Source organism: Streptomyces sp. NPDC029152, from assembly GCF_055564355.1.
Genome location: NZ_JBVHWR010000006.1, coordinates 346546 through 367556, shown reverse-complemented (window position 1 = coordinate 367556; position 21011 = coordinate 346546). Strand labels below are relative to the sequence as shown.

Genomic DNA, 21011 nt, shown 5'->3' with positions numbered 1-21011 from the left:
CCGAAGGCCGAAAGGCACCCTTGCGCCGACCGGCCGTTCGGCCGAATACTCCAACCTCAGCGCTTGTCAGGGGCACGGCGTATCCGGAACCCGGACGCCCGGCCCCCGGCTGCGCCTCACGGGCCCCCGACCCCACGAAGAGGGCCCCCGACTTCCCCCGTGGAGGAACGAAAAGTGAGGATCAAGCGCACCAACTCCCGCAGCGGCATCACGAGACGCACCCGGCTGATCGCCGTGTCCACCGGCCTCGTGGCCGCGGCCGCGATCGCGGTCCCCAGCGCGAACGCGTCCGACAGCGCCCCCGCCACCTTCAGCGGCGCGGAACTCCAGAGCGTCAGTGGCGCTGTGCTCCAGGCCGACGTCCCCGGCACCGCCTGGGCCGTCGACGGCAAGACCGGCCGGGTGCTCGTCACCGTCGACAGCACGGTCACCCAGGCCGAGATCGCGAAGATCAAGGAACAGGCCGGCGACAAGGCCGGCGCCCTCACGATCAAGCGCACCCCCGGCACGTTCAACAAGCTCATCGAGGGCGGCGACGCCATCTACGCGAGCAGCTGGCGCTGCTCCCTCGGCTTCAACGTCCGCGCCTCCAACGGCACCCAGTACTTCCTGACCGCCGGTCACTGCACCGACGGCGCCGGCACCTGGTACTCCAACTCCGGGCGCACCACGGTCCTCGGCTCCACGGCCGGGTCCAGCTTCCCGGGCAACGACTACGGCATCGTGCGGTACACCAACACCTCCGTCAGCAAGCCCGGCACGGCGGGCGGGGTGGACATCACCAGCGCGGCCACCCCGAGCGTGGGCACCACCGTCATCCGCGACGGCTCGACCACCGGTACCCACAGCGGCCGGGTCACCGCCCTGAACGCCACCGTCAACTACGGCGGCGGCGACATCGTCTCCGGGCTGATCCAGACGACGGTCTGCGCCGAGCCCGGCGACTCCGGCGGCCCGCTCTACGGCAGCAACGGCGTCGCGTACGGCCTGACCTCCGGCGGCAGCGGCAACTGCTCCTCCGGCGGCACGACGTTCTTCCAGCCGGTCACGGAGGCCCTGAGCGCCTACGGCGTCAGCGTCTACTGAGGCCGTCCCACAGCGCAGCCGGCAGCGCGACGAGCCCCCGCACGCAGCCCGCGTGCGGGGGCTCCCCCATGCCCGGGCCCGGCCGGGCCGCTCGCCCGTGGTGTCCGCGGTGCGATCCGCTCCGCGGATCCTCCGGGAGGGGACATGGCCGGTGAAGGTCGTGTGACCGCGCTGGAGTTGTCGTGCACGCGTCCTGCGGTCGACCTTGTGCGCCGCCTGGGCGGTGGGAAGAGTTGGCGCTCGTCAACCAGCCTTCCGGTCCGTGAGGTCCCCACAGCCTCCCGGGCCGACCCCCCACAGGAGGACGTGAGTTGAAGCACCGACGCATACCCGGGCGGCGGGCGGTCGTGGCAGGTGCGGGCATCGCCGCACTGGTCGCCGCGGGAGTCACCTTCCAGAGCGCGAACGCCAGCGAGTCCCCGAAGGCCCCCGAGCCCGCGACCCTGTCGGTCGCGGCGGCCGGAAAGCTCGCCTCCACGCTGCTCGGCGACCTCGGCGCCGACGCGGCGGGCACGTACTACGACGCACGGGCGGAACGCCTCGTCGTCAACGTGCTCGACCGGGCCGCCGCGCGGACCGCGCAGGAGGCCGGCGCCGAGGCGAGAATCGTCGAGAACTCGCTCGCCGACCTGAAGGGCGCGCGCACCACCCTCGCGAAGGACGCGGCCGTCCCGGGCACCTCCTGGGCGACCGACCCGATCACCAACAAGGTCGTCGTCACCGCCGACCGCACGGTCTCCGAGGCCGAGTGGGCCGAGCTGGCCGAGGTGGTCGACGGGCTCGGCGCCAAGGCCGAACTCAAGCGGACCGAGGGCGAGTACAGACCCTTCGTCGCGGGCGGCGACGCCATCACCGGAGGCGGCGGGCGCTGCTCGCTCGGCTTCAACGTGACCAAGGGCGGCGAGCCGTACTTCCTCACCGCCGGGCACTGCACCGAGTCCATCTCCGGCTGGTCGGACTCCTCCGGCACCGTGATCGGCCACAACGAGGTCTCCAGCTTCCCGGACGACGACTACGGCCTGGTCAAGTACACCGCCGGCGTGGACCACCCGAGCGAGGTGAACCTCTACGACGGCTCCGCCCGGGCCATCTCGGGCGCCGCCGAGGCCACCGTCGGCATGGAGGTGACCCGCAGCGGCTCCACCACCCAGGTGCACGACGGCACGGTCACCGGCCTGGACGCCACCGTGAACTACGGCAACGGCGACATCGTCAACGGCCTGATCCAGACCGACGTCTGCGCGGAGCCCGGCGACAGCGGCGGCTCGCTCTTCTCCGGCGACAAGGCCATCGGCCTCACCTCCGGCGGCAGCGGCGACTGCACCGCGGGCGGGCAGACCTTCTTCCAGCCGGTGACGGAGGCCCTGTCGGCCACCGGCACGCAGATCGGCTGAGCGCACGCACCCGTGACCGGCTGAGCGCACGCACCCGTGACCGGCTGAGCGCACGCACCCGTGGAGTCCCGTCCCGCGCGCGAGGGGCGGGACGTCCGCACGCGTGCGGGGGGCCTGCCCGGCCGCGCGGGTCAGCCGGCCCGGGTGGGCAGCTCCGCCTCCTGCCGCCCGCGGCGCAGCACGGCCGCCAGCAGCGTGATCACCGTCCCCGCGACCGCCCACGCCCACAGCACCAGCAGGGAGGCGGTCTCGGCGTTGCCCTCGAAGTAGGCGATCGAGCGGGCCGCCCACGTCCCCGCGCCCGGCGGGAGCGCGGGCCCGATCGCCTTCCAGAACGGCGGCAGCAGCGGCAGCGGGAAGGCGCCGCCCGCGCTCGGGTTGCCCGCGATCACCACCAGCAGGATCGCCAGCCCGATACCGACGATCCCGAAGAGGCCCTGGAGGGCGAGCGTGGCGGCGCCCACCGAGAAGGTGATCAGCGTGCCGAGCCCCCACAGGTCCACCACGCTGCCGGGCAGGGCCCCCAGGACCGGCCCGACGATCACCGCGCCGCCCAGTCCGCCGATGATCGACACCAGCGCCATCACGATCAGCCGGATCGCCGCGCGGCGCGGGTTGGCCGGCCGGGCGCCGGTGCTGATCGCCAGGATCGAGGCGCACAGGTAACCGCCGACGCACCAGCCCACGACCAGGTAGAAGGACGACAGTCCGTCGAAGTCGTGGGCGGAGGCCGGGGCCACGTCGACGGTCCGCACGGTGCGTCCCTCGGCCTCCTCGAGCTTCGTGGTGATGCCCACCAGGGTGGTGGCGAGGACGGTGCCGCCGCCGGTGGCGACCAGCAGGGTGTCCCGGCTGCCCCGGGGGTCCACGATCAGGGCGCCGTCGATGTCCCGGTTCATGATCTGCCGCCGGGCGCTCGCCTCGTCGGCCACCGTGCGCGGATCCAGCGGCGAACCGGGCAGCCGCTCCAGCCGGTCCACCGTCCGTCCGGCGGCCGCCCCGGGCGCGACCACGCCGAAGGGCACGTCCTTCGGCTTCGGGTCGTGCAGCGCTCCCACGTAGGAGGCGATGAACAGCAGCTGGAGCGCGACCACGCCGAGGACGAGCACGGTGGCCCGCGGGGTGACGGCGTCCTTGACCTCGTCGAGGAAGGAGCGGGTTCGCGTGTCGGTGCCCGGGGTGTGCGCCATGCCCCCCACGGTCGGGGCGCACAAGGGCTCGTGCAGGCGGGGAGGGGCTGAACGGATGTCGCGCACGCGTTCGAAACGGTGCGCGGCGAGGCCGGGGGCGCCGGCGGTCCGGGGTGCCCGCGGATCAGTTGGCCCACGGGGGAGTGATCCGGGTGCCGTCGGCGAGCTCGGCCTCCAGGCCGACGGAGGTCGTCACCCAGGACGTCGCGGTCCGGTCGGTGGGGTTCTCCACGGCGAGGGTCGCGCCCGGGCTGACGATCACGGTGTCGCCCGCGGCGACGCGCTCGGTGCGGCCGTCGAGGGTGATCAGCAGCTCGCCGGTGAGCAGGTGGAAGGTCTCCTCCCGGCCGACGGTGTGCGCGGGCGCCTTCGCCCCCGCGGGGATCTCGCCCCGCCAGGCGCACAGCTCCTCGCTGCCGGTGCGGGGTGCGGCGTACGAGACGAAGCGGACGCCGTGGATCTCGTGGGTGACACCCTCGGACGAGCGGACGACGGGCATGGCGGACTCCTCGCACTGAATAGTCAAGCTGCTTGACTTCTCCTGTCGCCCTTATGGTCAAGCTGCTTGACCGTTTCGTCAAGGGTGTTTCAATGCCCCCGTGCAGAACTCCGACGCCATGGCCCTGTCCGTCGCCCTGCTCGCCGCCGCCGGCGGGCTCACGCAGCGCATCCACGAGGGTGTCGTCGCCCGCGGCTTCGAAGGGCTGAGGCCCGCCCACGGCTTCGCCTTCGCCCGGCTCGCCCCGGACGGCGCGACGGCCACCGACCTCGCCGCGCACCTCGGCGTGACCAAGCAGGCCGCCAGCCAGCTCGTCGACGAACTCGTCCGCAAGGGGTACGCCGAACGCCGGCCGCACCCCGTCGACGCGCGGGCCCGGCTGGTCGTGCTGACCGAGCGGGGGCGGGCGTGCACACGGGCCGCCGAGGAGGCGGCGGCCGAGGCCGTGCGCGGGTGGGCGGACGTGATCGACGAGGACGGGGTCCGCGCGCTGCGAGGGCTCCTGGCCCGCGTCGCGCCCGACGGGCCCGTCCGGCCCCTCTGGTGACCGCCTCCCACCTGCGGAACGGTCGGCGTCGGCCACCACGGGAAGTTTTTGCCGACGCGTAGCTTCACACGTGCGCTACTCGCCCGTAACTTGACGGGTGAACAGCATCCCGTGATCCGGATCACAGGGCGTCATGCCGTCGCACCCCCTCGGTCCGCAAGGAGATCACCCGATGCTGCCCTGGAAGCGAGTGCTCAGACCCCTGGCCGCGCTGCTGCTGACCGCCGCGGCCGCCCTGGTCCCCGCCACCACCGCCCACGCCGCCGACGCGCGCCCCGGCAGCGGCTGGAACGACTACACCTGCAAGCCGTCCGCCGCCCACCCCCGCCCGGTCGTCCTGGTCCACGGCACCTTCGGGAACTCCGTCGACAACTGGCTGGGCCTCGCGCCCTACCTGACCAACCGCGGCTACTGCGTCTTCTCCCTCGACTACGGGCAGCTGCCCGGCGTCCCGCTCCTCCACGGCCTCGGGCCGGTCGAGAAGTCGGCCGGGCAGCTCTCCGCCCACGTCGACGAGGTGCTCGCCGCGACCGGCGCCGCGAAGGCCGACATCGTCGGCCACTCGCAGGGCGGCATGATGCCCCGGTACTACCTGAAGTTCCTCGGCGGAGCCGGCAAGGTGAACGCCCTCGTCGGCATCGCGCCCAGCAACCACGGCACCACCCTGTCCGGCCTCACGCACCTGCTGCCGTACTTCCCCGGCGCCGAGGACCTGCTGAACGAGCACACCCCGGCCCTCGCCGACCAGGTCGCCGGCTCCGACGTCCTCACCAAGCTCAACGAGGGCGGCGACACCGTGCCCGGCGTCCGCTACACCGTCCTCGCCACCCGGTACGACGAGGTGGTCACGCCGTACCGCAGCCAGTACCTGAGCGGGCCCGGCGTGCGCAACGTCCTGCTGCAGGACCTGTGCCCGCTCGACCTGTCCGAGCACCTGGCGATCGGACTGTTCGACCGGATCGCCTTCCACGAGGTGGCCAACGCGCTCGACCCGGCGCACGCCACCCCCACCACCTGCGCCTCGGCCCTCGGCTGACCCGGGCGCCGGCACACCGCGCGGGGCTTGCCCGGCCTGAGCCGCCGGACAAGCCCCGCGTTCCCCCGTGGTCCCCGGTCAGCGACCGTGCCGGCCGCCGCCCGGCGCCCGCCGGCGGACCGACGCGAAGAGCACCGCCGCGCCGAGCGCCAGGGCGGCGGCACCGCCGGCGGCGATGTACGGGGTGCCGCTGTCGCCGCCGGTCTCGGCGAGGTCCCCGGTGCCGGCGCCGGCGGCCCGGACCTCGTCGGGCTCACCCCCGGCCGGGGCGGCCCCGGGGGCCTCTTCCGGGGCCGCCCCGGCGGCCGGCGTGGCCGGAGCGGCGGCCGGGCCGGCCGGGTCCGTCGTCGTCGCGGCGTCCTGGTCGCCGTGCCCGTGGTGCTCGATCGTCGACTTGCCGGCCGCCGCCGCGATCTGCTCCTCGGACGGTGCGGAGGCCGACGGCACCGGGGCGGCGCCGCCCTCCGCGTCGCCGCTCGCGCTGCCGCCGCCGTCACCGCCGAAGGACACGTCCGAGCAGGAGTAGAACGCCTCCGGGCTGTCCGAACGCTGCCAGACCGCGTACAGCAGGTGCTTGCCGGTGCGCTCGGGCAGGGTGCCGGAGAACGTGTAGTGGCCGCCCGAGGCCACCGGGTCGGTGACCGACGCCACCGGGGCGGACAGGTCCAGGTCGCCCCAGCCCAGCGGCTTCGCGGGGTCGTAGCCGGGCTTGGTGATGTAGACCTTGAACGTGCCCCTGTGCGGGGCGGTCACGCGGTACCTGAAGGTGTACGAACCGCTGTTCACGCCGGTCGCGGGCCAGTCGGCGCGGGCCAGGTCGAGCCCCTTGAACTCCTCGCTGTTCGCACTGCACAGCCTGCCGTCCGGGATCAGCTCCCGGTGCCGTCCGCCGGCGTCGCCGATGCGGATGCCGTTCCAGTCGTAGAGCGCCTGCGTGCCGCCGGCCGCGACCGCGGCCCTGCACGCGGCCGACTTCGGGCTCTCTGGGCCCTCGGCGTAACACTGCGACACCCGGCTGACCGGGTCGCCCATCGAGCCGTGCGCCGACGCGGGCGCGGCGGCCAGCGCGGTCAGGGCGAGCGGGGCGAGGCCGGCGACGGTGGCGGCGACCCTGCGGGACGCGGGCATGGGGAACTCCTCGGAACGGTCACTGGGACATGGGCCGGAACCCGTGGGGTGATCAGCAAGCTAGCCCCTGGAAACCGCGAGATCCCCTGCTGGAAGCGGGTGCCGGTGATCCTTATGGTCGCGTTAAGGGAGTGCTCAGACTGCGCTCAGGTAACTACCGTTCGCCCCATGACGAACGAGGAGACCAGAGCGGCGACCGCGGCGGACGTGCCCGCGGTCGAGGCCGTCACCGACGCGGCGTACCGTCCCTACATCGAGCGCATCGGGGTCGTGCCGCAGCCCATGGAGGCGGACCACGCGGCGGACGTGGCCGCGGGAAAGGTGTTCGTCACGGGCGGACCCGTCGTGGGCCTCGTGGTGCTGGAGGCGTTCGAGGACCACCTCTTCCTCGACAGCATCGCCGTCCACCCCGACGCGCACGGCGCGGGGGTGGGGCGGCGGCTGCTGCGGTTCGTGGACGCACGCGCGCGTGCCCTGGGCCTGCCCGAGGTCAGGCTCTACACGAACGCGCTGATGTGGGAGAACCGGCGGATCTACCCGAAGTACGGCTACGAGGTCGTGGAGCGCCGGGTGGACGGTCCCTACGACCGCGTCCACTACCGCAAGCGGCTGCTCTGACGCGTCTCACGGCCGGACGTCCCGGTCAGTTCTCCGGCCACCACGTGCGGGCGATGTCCTTGCGCACCTCCGGGCGCCCCGCGGGGCGCTCGTCGGCCTCCTCACGGACTCGGCGGGCGTCGGTCTTCTTCAGGGGCTTCTGCACGGACAGACGGCGCATGGCTGCCTCCTCACGGATCCACCGGGTTCCGCGTTCTCACGGAGGTAGACCCCTTCCCCGAGAGTTACTCATCGATGCACCGTTGTCAGTGGTGGATGTCACTGTGGGGCACATGACGGACGACGGTGACGGGACGACCGCGGTGAGCGTCGACTGGGACTCCAGGGCGGCGGCCTTCGACGAGGAGCCCGACCACGGGCTGCGCGACCCCGGCGTGCGCCGGGCCTGGGCCGACCGGCTGCGGACCTGGCTGCCCGCCCGGCCCGGGGACGTCCTCGACCTGGGCTGCGGCACCGGCAGCCTGTCGCTCCTCGCGGCCGAGCAGGGGCACCGCGTGACCGGCGTCGACCTGTCCCCGGCCATGGTGGAGCTGGCCCGGGCCAAGCTCGCCGGCCGTGACGCCACGTTCCTGACCGGTGACGCGGGGGCGCCGCCGGTGGGCGGGCGGCGCTTCGACGCCGTCCTGGTCCGGCACGTGCTGTGGACGCTGCCCGATCCCGGCCGCGTCCTGGAGCACTGGCGGGGGCTGCTGCGGCCGGGGGGCCGGCTGGTCCTCGTCGAGGGCGTGTGGGGGAGCGTCGTCCCGGTCGGCATACCCGCCGGCCGGCTCACCGGTCTCCTCGCCCCGCTCGGCGGGCGGGTCCGCGTGGAACGGCTGTCCGGCGACCCGTCGTTGTGGGGCAAGGAGGTCGACGACGAGCGGTACGCGGTGGTCGCGCTGCCCGGGCCGTCCCCGACGCCTCCACCGGCGGGCCCGTGAAACCGCCGGTGCCTACGCCAGCAGGTCCGTGAAGCCGTCCCCGCGGGCCAGCCGCTCCAGCTCGTCCAGCGCGGCCACGGCGGCGCCGGCGGCCTGCGGGTCCCGCTGCGCCAGGCCGCTCCCGGCGAACTCGTCCTCGTCCAGCCGCCGTACGTCCGTGCCGTCCGCGGAGCGCCACAGGTCCAGGTCGAGGTCCTCGACGACCAGTTCCGTGCCCGTGAGCACGGCGGGGCGGGTGACGTCGCAGTACCAGCCCTTCAGCACGCCCGAACCGGCCCGTACCTCCTTCACGGAGTACCACCGGTCGCGCCAGTAGTACTCGGTGAACACGTCACCGGCCTCGAAGCGGACGAAGCCGAAGTCGCGCACGCCGTCACCGGCCCAGGGCGCACGGACCACGACGCGGGTGCCGTCGTCGCCCAGCAGCTCACTCGGGTAACGGATCTTCGTACGGCCCGCCTTGACGAGGACCACGTCCACCCGGGCCGGTGCGTCAGCCGAGTTCACGGACATACCGCACCTCCGTCGCGCAGACCTCGTACCCGAGCCCCTTGTCGACGGCCGGCATCGGGCCGTCGCCGGTGTCGTTGCCCGTGAAGGCCTCCGTGCACCTCGCCGTCCTCCTCCGCGACCAGGGAGCGGAACCGCGCCTCCGGACGGGTCCGGGTGAGGACGTGGACGATCGATTCCAGGATGAACAGGATGTACGGCAGGGCAGCGTGCCGGACCCGGGCGAAGCCCTCCGGGTCGGCCCGCCCTCCGGGGCGCAGATCGCGCACGATGACGGTCATGGGGCCGCACGCTACGCGGGACCGCAGCCGCGGTGCCTCCGGATTTCCGGCGGGTGCGGGACAATCGCCGGGTGACCTTGAAGATCCACATCGACGACGGCGCCCCGCCCTACGAGCAGGTGCGCGCGCAGATCTCCGAACAGGCGCGCTCGGGCGCGCTGCCGGTGGGGTACCGGCTGCCGACGGTGCGCGGACTGGCCGAGTCCCTGGGGCTCGCCGCCAACACGGTCGCCAAGGCGTACCGGGCCCTGGAGGCGGACGGCGTGATCGAGACGCGGGGCCGCAACGGCACGTTCGTCGCCGCGGCGGGCTCCGCGGCGGAGCGGGAGGTGGCGGCCGCCGCGCGGGTCTACGCCGAGCGGGCCCGGCGGCTGGGGGTCACGCAGGAGGACGCGATGGCCGCGGTGCGGCAGGCGCTGCGGGCCGCTCACGAGGACTGAGCGCCGTCGTGGCGGGGCCGGTCTCCCGTCCGCGCGTGCGTCGGGGCCGGTCGCGCTCACGCGGCGGAGCCGCACCGCGTCCCAGCCCCGCGCCCCTTCGGGGCGCTGCCCCCGGGCCGGAGCACGAGTGACGGGCCGGGCGGGTGCGGGACGTCCCGCCCGGCCCGGCGACGCCGGCCCGACGTGCCGGCGAACAGGGGCACGTCCCCGTCGAACGGCTACAGGTACAACCCCGCCTCCGCGCCGTCCCGCGGCTCGGGCAGCGCGGTCGGCGCGGTGCCCCGGCGCAGCGCGAACAGCTCCGCCAGCGTCGCGCCCTCCCGGCCGACGCCCTCCTCGGTGCCGAGCCAGTCCACCGCCTCCCGGCGGGTGAGCGGGCCCACCTCGATGCGGGCCAGGCACCGGCCCGGGCGGACGACGGCGGGGTGCAGCCGCTCCAGGTCCTCGTTGGTCGTCACCCCGACCAGGACGTTGCGGCCCTGGCCCAGCAGACCGTCCGTGAGGTTCAGCAGCCGCGACAGGGCCTGCCCGGCGGTGTGCTTGGCCTCGCCGCGGATCAGCTCGTCGCAGTCCTCCAGCAACAGCAGCCGCCAGCGGTCCTTGCCCGACGCGTCCTCCTCGCCGATGGCGATGTCCATCAGGTAGCCGACGTCGGAGAAGAGCCGCTCGGGGTCCAGCACGCAGTCCACCTGGCACCAGTCCCGCCAGGACCGGGCCAGCGTCCGCAGCGCCGACGTCTTGCCGGTGCCCGGCGGCCCGTGCAGGAGCAGCAGCCGGCCCGCGATGTCCTCGGGGGTCGTCCTCATCAGGCCGTCCATCGCCCGGGCGACCGGCGCGGTGTAGTTGGCCCGGACCTCGTCCCAGGTGCCGGCCGAGATCTGCCGGGTGGTGCGGTGCGGGCCCCGCCGCGGGGAGACGTACCAGAAGCCCATGGTGACGTTCTCCGGCTGCGGTTCCGGCTCGTCCGCCGCGCCGTCCGTCGCGTCGCCGAGCACCTTCTCGGCCAGGTCCGCGCTGGTCGCCGTGACCGTGACGTCGGCGCCCCGGTTCCAGCGCGAGACGAGCAGCGTCCAGCCGTCGCCCTCCGCCAGGGTCGCGCTGCGGTCGTCGTCGCGGGCCACGCGCAGCACGCGCGCGCCGGGCGGCAGCAGCGTCGCCCCGGACCGCACGCGGTCGATGTTCGCGGCGTGCGCGAACGGCTGCTCGCCGGTGGCGAAACGGCCGAGGAACAGCGCGTCGACCACGTCGGAGGGGGAGTCGCTGTCGTCGACGTTGAGCCGGATCGGCAGGGCGTCGTGCGGGTTCACGGACATGCCGCCATGATCGGGCACGCGGACGCCGCGTGCACCCGGTTTCCCGGGCGCACGCGGCGTCCGCGGCACGGGGCGGCCGGGGGTTCAGGCACCGGCCCCCGGCATCCGCGCCCACGCCCGGCGTGTCCCGCGGAGCACGGCGTACCCCTTGGTGAGGACACGGTCGCGGGCGAACGTGCGGGCGATCGCGCGCCCCTCGAGCAGCCGGGCGAACTCCTCGGGCCCCGTGCGGCGGCGCACGGTGACCCGCCGCAGGGCGTACGGCCCCTGGCGGCGGCGCGCCAGGCCGTTGCCGACGGCGAGCGCCTGGGCGTACCCCGTCTCGCGGACCGCCTCCCGCACCCGGCGGTCCGAGTAGCCGTACGGATAGGCGAACGAGACCGGCGCGCCGCCCAGTCGGTCGGCGAGGATCTCCCTGCAGTGGACCAGCTCGTACCGCAGCCGCTCCCCGCCGAGCTGGTCGAGCTGCGGATGGGTGTGGCTGTGCCCGCCGATCTCCACGCCCGCGGCGGCCAGTTCGCGGACCTGGCCCCAGTCGAGCATGGTGTCCGGGGCGCCCCCGGTGTCGTACGGGCCGCGCAGCCAGCCGGTCGTGACGAACAGCGTGGCCGGGAACCCGTGCTTCGCGAGCACGGGCAGCGCGTGCCGGTGCACGCCCTCGTAGCCGTCGTCGAAGGTGATGAGGACCGGCCGCTCCGGCAGCGGGCCGCCGGAGCGCCAGGCGGCCGCCAGCTCCGCGGTGCCGACCGGGGTGAGGCCGCGGTCGGCGATCGCCGCCATCTGCCCGGCGAACGCCTCCGGGGTCACGGACAGGGCGCGGGTCGCCCTGCCCGGATCGGCCGCGACCGCGTGGTACATGAGGACCGGCACCCGCGCGTCGGCCACGGACACCTCAGCCATGCGCGCCCCCCTCGGCCGGCTCGACGGGCGCCACCGAGAAGGCGGCCCCGCCCCGCCGCGCCCGTACGCTGCCCACCAGGTAGCCGCCCGCCGCCGTGAGCACCCCGGCGACGATCGCCCCCGCCCGGCGCGCGCCGCCCGGCCGGGCCAGCGCGGCGTCGCGCAGGCCGCGCACGACCCCGGCCGGCAGGACGCGGGTGGCGTACCGGCGTTCGGACTCCAGTCCCTTGTCCGCCCCGACGCTCCGGGCCACCAGCGCCTTGGACAGGCCCTCGGCGTAGGTGCGGGTGCGAAAGTAGCCGAAGTGCTCGCGCGCCCCGGGCACCCGGTGGTGGATCACCGCCCGGTCGTCGATCAGCAGCACCGCGTCGGGCCGGGCGCGGGAGAGCCTGATGCACAGCTCCGTCTCCTCGCAGCCCAGCGGGCGCTTGTCGCCGTCGCGTCCGATGCCGGTCGCGAAGCCGCCCGCCGCGTCGAACGCCTCGCGCCGGAACGAGGCGTTGCCGCCGAGCACGTTGCGCACCCGGACCCGGCCGGGCGGCAGGCCGCGGTACGTGCAGCCCACCACCCAGTCGAACTCCTCCGGGAACCAGTCCGGCCGGCGCCCCGACGCCCAGACGGGCTCCGTGCGCCCGCCGACGGCCATGACCGCCGGATCGGCGTACCCGGCGGCGAGGTGCCGCAGCCAGTCGCGTTCGGCCACGGCGTCGTCGTCGAGGAAGGCGACGACCTCGCCGCGCGAGGCCGCGATGCCGGTGTTGCGGCCGGCGGACAGGCCGCGCGGGCCCGCGTTGGCGAGCACCCGCACGTCCGGGACGTCCTTGTACTCCTTGGCCAGCCGGTCCCGGAGCGCCTCGTTGTGGTCGACGACCAGCAGCGTCTCCAGGACCGGGTGGGACTGCGCCCGCACCGAGGCGACCGCCGCGAGGACGTCCTCCCAGCGGTCCTCGGTGTAGGCGCAGACCACCACGGAGATCGTGAGGGGGGTGCCGGCCGTGCTCAAGACACCTTCCTCCGGGCCGAGCCGGCCGACACGAGCGTCGGCGAGTGCGTACGGCTGCGCAGCGCACGCCGGTTGGAGCGCTCGTCGAGGATCACTCTGAGCACCCGCAGCCCGTCCCGCACGGCGCGCAGGTTGCTGACGCCGTGGATGCGCAGGTACTCGTGGCTGGGTATCTCCTGTACCTTCAGGCCGGCCTTGACGACCCGGATGTTCATCAGGGTCTCGACCTCGAAGCCGGTGCAGTCGAGGTCGATCTTGTCCAGGCAGTGCCGCCAGAACGCGTTGTAGCCGTAGCAGAGGTCGGTGTAGCGGGCGCCGAACTTCCGGTTGACGACCGCGCACAGGGCGCGGTTGCCGAGCTTGCGGATGAAGGTCATGTCGTCGGTGCCGCCGCCGTTGGCGAAGCGGGAGCCCTTGGCGAAGTCGGCGCCCGAGACGAGGGCGGAGACGTACGACACGATCTCCTGGCCGTCGGCCGAGCCGTCGGCGTCGACCATCACGATGATGTCCCCGGTGCACGCCTCGAAGCCGGTGATCAGCGCGTCGCCCTTGCCCTTGCCGCGCTGCTCGACGACCTTGACGTCCGGCCACAGCTCCCGGGCGACCTCGACGGTGCCGTCGGTGGAGTTGCCGTCCACGAGGACGACCTCGTGGATCCAGTCGGGCAGCGTCTTGAAGACGTAGGGAAGGTTCTCCGCCTCGTTCATCGCGGGGATGACCACGCTCACCGGCGGAGCGATGGCCAGGTGCGAGGAGACGGGCCGGTACTTCCCGGCGGGTGTCGGTTCGTTGTCCGTCGCCGCCGGCTGCAGGACTGAGCTCATGAGTCTGATCCCTCTCGTCCGGCGGACCGCCCGCCCCAGGGCGGTCCGGCTCTGTATCCGGTTCGAAAGGGGGGTTCTCACCCATGGCGCGACGGCGTACGGACCCCCGTGCGTGCCAGGTGAGCTGGCAAAGCCTGTCGACGCCGACAAGGAAGACGGCAGCCGACCGCGCGGCACGGCCCGGCCACCGATGTGGTCACCGAGCACGGCACCCCCCTACCGCGCTCCGCCCGGTCCGCCGCGGCCTCGAGCCCTCCCCTGGGCCGCTTGCCGACGTACCGATGCGGGAGATGTATGACGGTATTGACGATTGAACCTCTATGGCAAGACCTGAAACGAGGCCTCACGTTTTTGTTGTTTTGCCGTCATCCGTTCTTCTCGAGCGGCGATCTCGCGCGGAAGCGGGTCCCCGGACCGTTCCGCTTTGCCCCCTGAAGCCCAAGATGCCGGACCTCAATGTGGCCCAGCCCGCCGGAGAGCGTCAAGACGGCACTGGTGTTCCCGTTGGCTTTCGTCCGATTCTGAATCACCGTCAGCCAATTATTGGCATGGACACTTCCTATCAACACGCGTAGCTGCTACCACGGTTGAGGCAGAGATCCTGCTAGAGGGAGGCTCCATGAGACGTTCCCGATTTGTCGGCTTCCTGACCTCGGTCCTTCTCGCCGCCGGCACCGCCCTCACCGGGGCCGCGGCCGCCCAGGCGTCCCCGGCCGCGGTCGCCGGCGGCTACGTGGCCCTCGGCGACTCCTACTCCTCCGGCGTCGGAGCGGGCAGCTACCTCAGCTCCTCCGGCGACTGCAAGCGCAGCACCAAGGCCTACCCGTACCTGTGGGCGGCCACGCACTCACCCTCGTCGTTCGACTTCACCGCCTGCTCCGGCGCCCGTACGGGTGATGTTCTCGCCGGACAACTCGGCCCGCTCGGCTCCTCCACGGGCCTCGTCTCGATCAGCGTCGGAGGCAACGACGCCGGTTTCGCCGACGTCATGACGACCTGTGTGCTCCAGTCCGACAGCTCCTGCCTGTCGCGGGTCGCCACCGCGCGGGCGTACGTCGACCAGACCCTGCCCGGCAACCTCGACACCGTCTACTCGGCGATCCGCAGCAAGGCCCCCAACGCCCGCGTCGTCGTCATCGGCTACCCGCGCTTCTACCGGCTCGGTACCTCCTGCGTCGGCCTCTCCGAGACCAAGCGGAAGGCGATCAACGACGCCGCCGACCTGCTCAACACCACCATCGCCAAGCGCGCCGCCGACCACGGCTTCACCTTCGGCGACGTGCGTCCCCCGTTCACCGGACACGAGATCTGCTCCGGAAGTTCCTGGCTGCACAGCGTGAACTGGCTCAACATCGGCGAGTCGTACCACCCGACCGCGGCCGGCCAGTCGGGCGGCTACCTGCCGGTCCTCAACAGCGCCGCCTGATCCGAAGCGGAAGGGGAAGCGGAAGAGCCGGAGGAGGGGAGGCCCCGCCCGTCGGGGTCTCCGTCTCCGTCTCCGTCTCCGTCTTCGTCTTTGTCCCGCAGGTCACCGAGAACGCCACCGCGTCCGACACGGCCCCCACCGGTTCCCGCACCTCCACGCGGACGGCGCCCTCCGACGCGCCGCCGCCGTCGTCGTCCGTCGTCACGACGACGGTGTCCTGCCGCGAGCGGCCACCGCCCGCGGGGAAGGACAGGGACTTCCGGCCCGGGTCCGAGACCTTCCCGTCCTCCGTCACCCAGCGGTAGCCGACCCGCGCCGGCAGCCGCCCCGCCGTGAACGCCGCCGTGAAGGCGGGCGCCCGGTCGTCCGGCGGGGGACGGCTCCCCGAGTGACGGGTGTGCGAGCCCGTCACGGACACCGTCACCGACTGCGGCGGGGGACTGCTCCCGGAACCGCCGTTCCCGGAACCGGTCGACGGGCTCGGCTCCGTACTGCCGTCGGTCCGGCCCGGCGCCGCCCCCGAACGCCGCCCGGCGCCGACGGCCGGCACGGCACGCGCCGTACGGGCCGGCCGGAGCCTGGGCACGCCGGACGCGCACCGGCCCGGGCGCGTGAGATCGCCCACGTCCCGCCGGCCCCGGACGTCCGTGCGACGGGCGGCGCGGACGGCCGGTCCGCCACGGCCGTCTCCGTGGCCGGGGGGAGCGAGGACGCGGCGGCGACACGCCCCCCGATCGCGCCGGACCGGGCCGGTCCGTCACGTGACTGACCGTGACCGCCGGGTCCGATGGGACCCCGGTCCGGTCGGCGAACAGGCGTGTTGTCCAACTCGCCCTGGAATCTGCTGGATTCGGAGAGTAATCGTCAACACCCTTACGGGGAAGGTGAATCCTGTGACCGCGATACACGGCTGCCTCACCGGGACGATAGGGTTACCCTGCCCGGGCCGGGTGGACTCGTACGGGTGGGGAGTGACATGGAACAGATAACAGTGCGCAGCAGGGCGAGGGTGCCCGCGATCACCTGCGGGAGCAGCGCGACCAGTTCGCGCCTCGACCGCCATCTCGCGGTGCTCGGAGGCCCCGCCCTCCCGCAGCGGGAGACGCTGGAGGCGACGTCGCTGATGCGCGAACTGACCGCGCGCGAGCCCGCGCACCAGCGCAGCAGCAGGGGCGCCCGGGTCCGCCGGGTCTCGCTCTTCGCGCCCCTGCGCCGACTGCGCCGCTCGCTGTTCGGCGGCAACTGAGGTCCGCGCCACGGCGATCGCACCGTCCCGGCACGGCGCCGCGCACCCGTCCGTCATCCCCACGGCACGCGGTGGCGCCCCCGGTGTGATCCCCGGTGCGGGCACGCCCCCGTCCCGCCGCGTCCCCGCCCGGCGGTGACGAGGAGCCGGTCCGCTCAGCGCTCGCCGTGCGCGTACCGGCGCACGGCGAGCGGCGCGAACACCGCGAGCAGTACCGCACACCAGGCCAGCGACCCGGCGACGGGATGCGCCACCGGCCAGGCGGCCCCCCGGGGCACCGGCGCGTTGCCGAAGAGATCGCGCAGCGCCGTGGTCACCGCGCTGATCGGGTTCCACTCCGCGACCGTGCGCAGCCACCCGGGCAGACCCTCGGTCGGGATGTACGCGTTGGACAGCAGCGGCAGGACGAACGTCGCCCCGCCCAGCTGACCGGCGGCCTCCTCGCTCCGGGTGAGCAGCCCCAGGAAGATCCCGATCCACGTCGTCGCGAACCGGAACAGCAGCAACAGTCCCACGGCCCCCGCCGCGCCGAGCGCGCCGCCCTCCACCCGCCAGCCCACGGCGAGCCCGACCAGCAGGAAGGGCACCGTCCCGGCGGCCGTGACGAGCACGTCCGCGACCGACTGCCCGAGCGGCACCGCCGCCCGGCTCACCGGCAGGGTGCGCAGCCGGTCCGTCACGCCCCGGTGGGTGTCCTGGGCGGCCTGGAACATGCCCGTCATGATCCCGTTCGCCGCCGTCGCCACCAGCAGGCCCGGCACCAGGAAGGACCGGTACTCCGCGCCCGGCATCGCCAGCGCGCTGCCGAAGACGTAGCCGAAGAACAGCAGCATCGTCACCGGCATCGTCTGGGTGAGGACCATCAGCCCCGGGTTGTTCCGGATCCGCCGCAGCTGCCGGCCCAGCATCGCGGCGCCGTCGTGCGCCAGGTCGTACGGCCCGGTCATGCCTGTCGTCGTTCCCGTCGTCGTGCTCATGCCGCGAGCTCCTTGCTGCCGGTCAGGCGGAGGAAGACGTCGTCCAGGGTCGGCGGGCGCAGGCTCGCGTCCACCAGGGGCACGCCCGCCGCGTCGAGTTCGCGCACCAGGCGCGGGAGGGTGAGGGTCGGATCGGTGCTCACCGCGCCGACCGTCAGGCGCTCGTGGTCGAGCACCGGCTCCGCCCCGGTGAGCCGGTCGAGGACGGCCGCCGCCCGCTCCACGGCGTCCGCGTCCGCGACGACTGCCTCCGCGTGCGCCCCGACCAGTGCCTTGAGCTCGGCCGGCGACCCCGTGTGCGCCACCCGTCCCCGGTCGACCAGGGCGATGTCGTCGGCGAGACGGTCGGCCTCCTCCAGGTACTGCGTGGTCAGCACCACGGTCGTGCCGTCCTCCTTCAGGGCGCGCACGGCGTCCCAGATCTGGTTCCGGCTGGCGGGGTCCAGCCCCGTCGTCGGCTCGTCCAGGAAGAGGACCTCGGGCCGGCGGACCAGGCTCGCGGCCAGGTCGAGGCGTCGTCTCGTACCGCCCGACAGGGTCGAGGCGGGCCGGTCGGCGACCTCGGCCAGGCCGAACCGGTCGAGCAGCTCGGCGGCCCGCGCGGAGGCGTCCCGCACCCGGTGCAGCCGGGCGAACAGCCGCAGGTTCTGGCGTCCGGTGAGGTCCCCGTCGACCGAGGCGTACTGCCCGGTCACGCCGATCCGGCGGCGGACGGCCGCGGCCTCCCGTACGAGGTCGTGCCCCGCGATCCGCGCCGAGCCCGCGTCCGGCCGCAGCAGCGTGGTCAGCAGCCGCACCGCCGTGGTCTTGCCCGCCCCGTTCGGTCCGAGCAGCCCGCACACCGTGCCCTCGGCCACCGCGAGGTCCAGCCCCCGCAGGGCGCGCACGTCGCCGAAGCGCTTCTCCAGACCTTCACTAAGTACAGCGTACGTAGTAGTCATGAGGCGACCATAGCGCACTACGTACGGTGTACGTAACTAGGATGGTGGCCGAGGTGATGAAAGATGGCGGGCCGAGCGGCCGTACCCGAAGTGATCTGGGCGCGCCCCGAGCGCACCGGCCGGGGGCCGAGACCGGCGTACTCCCGCGCCGACATCGCCGCCGCCGCGGTCCGGATCGCCGACGCCGAGGGCCTGGACGCGGTCTCGATGCGCCGCGTCGCCGCCGAACTGGGCTGCGGCACCATGTCGCTGTACAACTACGTCCCCCGCAAGGAGGACCTGTACGAGCTGATGATGGACGCCGTCAGCGGGGAGCACGAGCTGTGGGAGCCGAGCGGCGACTGGCGCGCCGACATGCTCCGGGTGGCGCACCGGACCCGTGCGCTGATGCACCGCCACCCCTGGATCCCGCGCCTGATGTCCCCGGTCTACGGCTTCAGCCCCAACGCCCTGCGCTACCTGGAGCACTGCCTGGCCTGCCTCGACCCCCTCGACGCGCCCTACGGCACGAAGATGGAACTGGTGGCGATGGTGAACGGCGTGGTGACGACCTACGTCGGCAACGAACTCGCCACCGCCGAGCGCACCCGCTCGCTGCCCTGGACCCAGGAGCAGGAGGACGCGGCGCGGATCGCCTACCTGGGCCGGCAGATCGCGAGCGGCGCCTATCCGCGACTGGCCGCCTCCTTCACGGAGGACGCCGGTCCGATCGACCTGGAGGCGGTCTTCGTGCGGGCGCTGGAGCGGGTGCTGGACGGGTTCGGGTAGGCCGACGGGCCTTACAGCAGCGCCAGCTGTCCCTCGGGGCCCTCCTCGAGGCCGTCCAGGACCGAGGCCGGTCTGCGGGAGGCCCCGGGGACCGGCAGCACGCCCGCGGCGCGCAGTTCCGTGGCCGTGACCGGATCCGTCACCGCCAGCTCCGCGCAACGCGGGCGCAGTTCGGCCAGCAGGGCGAGGAGCGTGATCAGCTCCAGCAGCCCGGACGTCCAGGCCTGCGGCCAGCCGGCCGGGCGGATCGCCGCCAGCGTGCCCGGCTCGCCCTCGGCGGTGCGGGCCGCGAACCACTGCTCCAGGACCCGCACCCCGCCCACCTCGAAGTCCCAGGCGCCGGGCGGCACCGGACAGATGCGGCCCTCGTCCAGGTGCAGGGTCTCCCCGTCCCGGTCGTAGCGCAGGGTCAGCGGGCGCGCGGGCAGCGGGGCGCGGACGTAGGGGCGGCGCCCGCCGGGCAGCTTGGGGCGCTCGCCGTCGCGCCGCATCAGCCACAGCGCGCGGCGGCCCAGCGCGACGCCGTGCTCCCACTGCCCGGGATCGGCGGTCAGCGGCACCACGGGGCCGGGACGGACGGCCGCCACCATCCACGCCAGCACGTCCAGCGGACCGGGGCGCAGGCCGAGCCGGCCGGCCAGGTGGTCCAGCAGCCCGGGGGCCAGGTTCGGCTCGGCCCCGCCGGGGCGCCGGTGCAGCGGGCGGACGCGGGCCGGACCGAACAGGGGCAGGAGCGAGGTCGCGAGCAGCAGGGGGCCGGCGGCGTCGGCCGCCTCCACGACGAAGACCTGCCGTTCGTCGGCCACCCGCCACAGCTCGGGACGGGCCGCGTCGATCAGCCGCTGATCGGGTATCAGCCACTGCTCGTCGAAGGGCGCGCGCAGCACCCGGACCGGCTCCGGACAGGGCCCCGAGGCGCGCAGCAGCCGGCCGGTGCCGCCGGACGCGCCCGGCAGCTGTCCGACCGCCGTGTGCAGCGTGCGCGAGCGCGTCGGCTCGAACAGGGCCTCGCGGTCGGGTCCCTCCGCCTCCACCAGGGCGTCCCAGCGGGCCTTCAGGGACGCCGGGTCGGGGGCCGCCGGCCAGCCCCGGCCGAGCCGCGGCGGTGCGACGGACCACGGCATGAGGTCCGCCGGCCGCGGAGCGTCGTCGTGCGTCACGCCCGGCATCGTACGACGGGGCGCCACGGCCTCAGGTGGCGTCCAGCGTGACCGTGAAGGAGAAACGGTCCCCCCGGTAGTGGATGACGGCCACGTCCAGCACCCGCCCCGCCGTGTCGTACGTGATGCCCGTGTAGTGCAGGATCGGGCTGAGCAGCGGGACCTCGAGCAGCCGCGCCGTCTCCGGGTCCGCGAGCCGGGCCTCGACGGTGTCCGTGATCCGGCTGATGTCCATGCCCACCACGTCCCGCAGCACCTTGGTCATCGGCCAACGGGCCAGGTCGTCCCGGTCGATGCGGGCGGCGACCTCGGGACGGACCCAGTTGCGGGCGTGGTTGGTGGGCTCGCCGGTCTTCTCGTCGCAGCGCAGCCGGTGGTACGTGGCCGCCTCGGTCAGGTCCGGGAAGTACTCGGAGAGTCCGGGCGGCACGGGAGCCGTGCCGTGGTCCAGCAGCTCGGCCTTCATGCCGGACTGCTGGGCCACGATGGCGTCCACCGACCCCAGCAGCCGCACCGGGGCGCCCCGCCTGACGTGCGGCTCGATGAAGGTGCCGCGCCGGCGGTGGCGGGTGATCAGCCCCTCGTCCTCCAGCTCCTTGAGCGCCTGGCGCATGGTCAGCACGCTCACCCCGTAGTGCCCGGCCAACTGCTCCTCCGTGGGCAGGCGCAGCGGGTCCCGGGGCGAGCGGCCGAGTATCGAGGCGCGCAGCGACTGCGACACCTGGTACCAGAGCGGCAGCTTGCGGTTCAGGACGATGGAGTCCGGGGCGAAGGAGGTCACGGGCCATCCGTACCGGTAGGGGA

24 protein-coding genes and 1 pseudogene are annotated in these 21011 nt (G+C 74.0%); 10 read left to right on the top strand and 15 right to left on the bottom strand.

Annotated features, from left to right (window positions below):
- Positions 1-174: 174 nt before the first annotated feature.
- Both ACZ4V6_RS15960 and ACZ4V6_RS15955 read left to right on the top strand, forming a co-directional pair.
- The gene (locus tag ACZ4V6_RS15960) at positions 175-1086 is read left to right on the top strand and encodes a S1 family peptidase (RefSeq protein WP_467827228.1); all 912 of its coding nucleotides are present in this window, start codon (positions 175-177) and stop codon (positions 1084-1086) included.
- Between the two features lie 311 nt (positions 1087-1397).
- Positions 1398-2480 carry a S1 family peptidase gene (locus tag ACZ4V6_RS15955; protein WP_467827226.1) on the top strand — a complete coding sequence of 361 codons (1083 nt, stop codon included), beginning with the start codon at positions 1398-1400 and terminating at the stop codon, positions 2478-2480.
- Positions 2481-2611: 131 nt separating this feature from the next.
- On the opposite strand, the gene ACZ4V6_RS15950 is transcribed toward ACZ4V6_RS15955, so the two are convergent.
- Both ACZ4V6_RS15950 and ACZ4V6_RS15945 read right to left on the bottom strand, forming a co-directional pair.
- A complete protein-coding gene (locus ACZ4V6_RS15950; protein WP_467827225.1) occupies positions 2612-3670 on the bottom strand; it encodes an ABC-2 transporter permease in 1059 nt (352 codons plus the stop codon).
- 124 nt (positions 3671-3794) lie between these two features.
- The gene (locus tag ACZ4V6_RS15945; protein WP_467827223.1) at positions 3795-4169 is read right to left on the bottom strand and encodes a cupin domain-containing protein; all 375 of its coding nucleotides are present in this window, start codon (positions 4167-4169) and stop codon (positions 3795-3797) included.
- Positions 4170-4269: 100 nt separating this feature from the next.
- Here ACZ4V6_RS15945 and ACZ4V6_RS15940 point away from each other — a divergent pair, with 100 nt between their 5' ends.
- Both ACZ4V6_RS15940 and ACZ4V6_RS15935 read left to right on the top strand, forming a co-directional pair.
- On the top strand, positions 4270-4716 hold the full coding sequence (locus ACZ4V6_RS15940) for a MarR family winged helix-turn-helix transcriptional regulator (RefSeq protein ID WP_467827220.1): 447 nt from the start codon (positions 4270-4272) through the stop codon (positions 4714-4716).
- A gap of 172 nt (positions 4717-4888) precedes the next feature.
- Entirely contained in the window at positions 4889-5752 is an 864-nt protein-coding gene (locus ACZ4V6_RS15935) for an esterase/lipase family protein (RefSeq protein WP_467827218.1), read from the top strand.
- A gap of 78 nt (positions 5753-5830) precedes the next feature.
- Here the strand turns inward: ACZ4V6_RS15935 and ACZ4V6_RS15930 are convergent, their stop codons facing one another.
- On the bottom strand, positions 5831-6880 hold the full coding sequence (locus ACZ4V6_RS15930) for a lytic polysaccharide monooxygenase auxiliary activity family 9 protein (RefSeq protein WP_467827216.1): 1050 nt from the start codon (positions 6878-6880) through the stop codon (positions 5831-5833).
- 168 nt (positions 6881-7048) lie between these two features.
- Between ACZ4V6_RS15930 and ACZ4V6_RS15925 the strand changes: the two genes are divergently transcribed.
- A complete protein-coding gene (locus ACZ4V6_RS15925; protein ID WP_467827214.1) occupies positions 7049-7498 on the top strand; it encodes a GNAT family N-acetyltransferase in 450 nt (149 codons plus the stop codon).
- 25 nt (positions 7499-7523) lie between these two features.
- Here the strand turns inward: ACZ4V6_RS15925 and ACZ4V6_RS15920 are convergent, their stop codons facing one another.
- Positions 7524-7658, bottom strand: coding sequence for a hypothetical protein (locus ACZ4V6_RS15920; protein ID WP_467827211.1), 135 nt, complete (start codon positions 7656-7658; stop codon positions 7524-7526).
- 112 nt (positions 7659-7770) lie between these two features.
- On the opposite strand from ACZ4V6_RS15920, the gene ACZ4V6_RS15915 reads away from it, so the two are divergent.
- The gene (locus ACZ4V6_RS15915) at positions 7771-8418 is read left to right on the top strand and encodes a class I SAM-dependent methyltransferase (RefSeq protein ID WP_467827208.1); all 648 of its coding nucleotides are present in this window, start codon (positions 7771-7773) and stop codon (positions 8416-8418) included.
- A gap of 12 nt (positions 8419-8430) precedes the next feature.
- Here ACZ4V6_RS15915 and ACZ4V6_RS15910 read toward each other — a convergent pair whose 3' ends face one another.
- Complete coding sequence (locus ACZ4V6_RS15910; protein WP_467827206.1) at positions 8431-8931, bottom strand: ribonuclease FAU-1 family protein; 501 nt, start codon at positions 8929-8931, stop codon at positions 8431-8433.
- A pseudogene (locus ACZ4V6_RS15905) lies at positions 8912-9046 on the bottom strand (GNAT family N-acetyltransferase); the annotation flags it as partial. The gene ACZ4V6_RS15910 and the pseudogene ACZ4V6_RS15905, both read right to left, overlap by 20 nt.
- Positions 9047-9280: 234 nt before the next feature.
- Here ACZ4V6_RS15905 and ACZ4V6_RS15900 point away from each other — a divergent pair.
- Entirely contained in the window at positions 9281-9649 is a 369-nt protein-coding gene (locus ACZ4V6_RS15900) for a GntR family transcriptional regulator (protein ID WP_467827204.1), read from the top strand.
- 218 nt (positions 9650-9867) lie between these two features.
- Here ACZ4V6_RS15900 and ACZ4V6_RS15895 read toward each other — a convergent pair whose 3' ends face one another.
- The 4 genes from ACZ4V6_RS15895 to ACZ4V6_RS15880 all read right to left on the bottom strand — a co-directional run bounded on the left by ACZ4V6_RS15895 (position 9868) and on the right by ACZ4V6_RS15880 (position 13689).
- A complete protein-coding gene (locus tag ACZ4V6_RS15895; RefSeq protein WP_467827201.1) occupies positions 9868-10962 on the bottom strand; it encodes a DUF5925 domain-containing protein in 1095 nt (364 codons plus the stop codon).
- Positions 10963-11046: 84 nt separating this feature from the next.
- On the bottom strand, positions 11047-11862 hold the full coding sequence (locus tag ACZ4V6_RS15890) for a polysaccharide deacetylase family protein (protein ID WP_467827199.1): 816 nt from the start codon (positions 11860-11862) through the stop codon (positions 11047-11049).
- Entirely contained in the window at positions 11855-12865 is a 1011-nt protein-coding gene (locus ACZ4V6_RS15885; RefSeq protein WP_467827196.1) for a glycosyltransferase family 2 protein, read from the bottom strand. The genes ACZ4V6_RS15890 and ACZ4V6_RS15885 overlap by 8 nt, the downstream gene beginning before the upstream one ends.
- A complete protein-coding gene (locus ACZ4V6_RS15880) occupies positions 12862-13689 on the bottom strand; it encodes a glycosyltransferase family 2 protein (RefSeq protein ID WP_077799533.1) in 828 nt (275 codons plus the stop codon). Before ACZ4V6_RS15880 ends, ACZ4V6_RS15885 begins: the two co-directional genes overlap by 4 nt.
- Positions 13690-14308: 619 nt before the next feature.
- Between ACZ4V6_RS15880 and ACZ4V6_RS15875 the strand changes: the two genes are divergently transcribed.
- Positions 14309-15115 (top strand): SGNH/GDSL hydrolase family protein, encoded by an 807-nt coding sequence (locus ACZ4V6_RS15875; RefSeq protein ID WP_467827193.1) that lies wholly within the window; start codon positions 14309-14311, stop codon positions 15113-15115.
- On the opposite strand, the gene ACZ4V6_RS15870 is transcribed toward ACZ4V6_RS15875, so the two are convergent.
- Positions 15099-15527, bottom strand: a complete 429-nt coding sequence (locus ACZ4V6_RS15870) for a hypothetical protein (RefSeq protein ID WP_467827190.1) — start codon at positions 15525-15527, stop codon at positions 15099-15101. The genes ACZ4V6_RS15875 and ACZ4V6_RS15870 overlap by 17 nt on opposite strands.
- A 564-nt stretch (positions 15528-16091) precedes the next feature.
- On the opposite strand from ACZ4V6_RS15870, the gene ACZ4V6_RS15865 reads away from it, so the two are divergent.
- Entirely contained in the window at positions 16092-16361 is a 270-nt protein-coding gene (locus tag ACZ4V6_RS15865) for a hypothetical protein (protein WP_467827188.1), read from the top strand.
- A gap of 155 nt (positions 16362-16516) precedes the next feature.
- Here the strand turns inward: ACZ4V6_RS15865 and ACZ4V6_RS15860 are convergent, their stop codons facing one another.
- The gene (locus tag ACZ4V6_RS15860) at positions 16517-17338 is read right to left on the bottom strand and encodes an ABC transporter permease (protein ID WP_467827186.1); all 822 of its coding nucleotides are present in this window, start codon (positions 17336-17338) and stop codon (positions 16517-16519) included.
- Positions 17335-18279 carry an ATP-binding cassette domain-containing protein gene (locus tag ACZ4V6_RS15855; RefSeq protein ID WP_467827184.1) on the bottom strand — a complete coding sequence of 315 codons (945 nt, stop codon included), beginning with the start codon at positions 18277-18279 and terminating at the stop codon, positions 17335-17337. The genes ACZ4V6_RS15860 and ACZ4V6_RS15855 overlap by 4 nt, the downstream gene beginning before the upstream one ends.
- A 63-nt stretch (positions 18280-18342) precedes the next feature.
- Here ACZ4V6_RS15855 and ACZ4V6_RS15850 point away from each other — a divergent pair, with 63 nt between their 5' ends.
- Positions 18343-19047, top strand: coding sequence for a TetR/AcrR family transcriptional regulator C-terminal domain-containing protein (locus ACZ4V6_RS15850; protein WP_467827182.1), 705 nt, complete (start codon positions 18343-18345; stop codon positions 19045-19047).
- Positions 19048-19058: 11 nt separating this feature from the next.
- Here the strand turns inward: ACZ4V6_RS15850 and ACZ4V6_RS15845 are convergent, their stop codons facing one another.
- Both ACZ4V6_RS15845 and ACZ4V6_RS15840 read right to left on the bottom strand, forming a co-directional pair.
- Positions 19059-20216 carry a type ISP restriction/modification enzyme gene (locus ACZ4V6_RS15845; RefSeq protein WP_467827180.1) on the bottom strand — a complete coding sequence of 386 codons (1158 nt, stop codon included), beginning with the start codon at positions 20214-20216 and terminating at the stop codon, positions 19059-19061.
- A 22-nt stretch (positions 20217-20238) separates the two neighbouring features.
- Positions 20239-20988: a GntR family transcriptional regulator gene (locus ACZ4V6_RS15840; RefSeq protein ID WP_467827177.1), complete on the bottom strand. Its 750-nt coding sequence runs from the start codon at positions 20986-20988 to the stop codon at positions 20239-20241.
- Between the last annotated feature and the right edge of the window lie 23 nt (positions 20989-21011).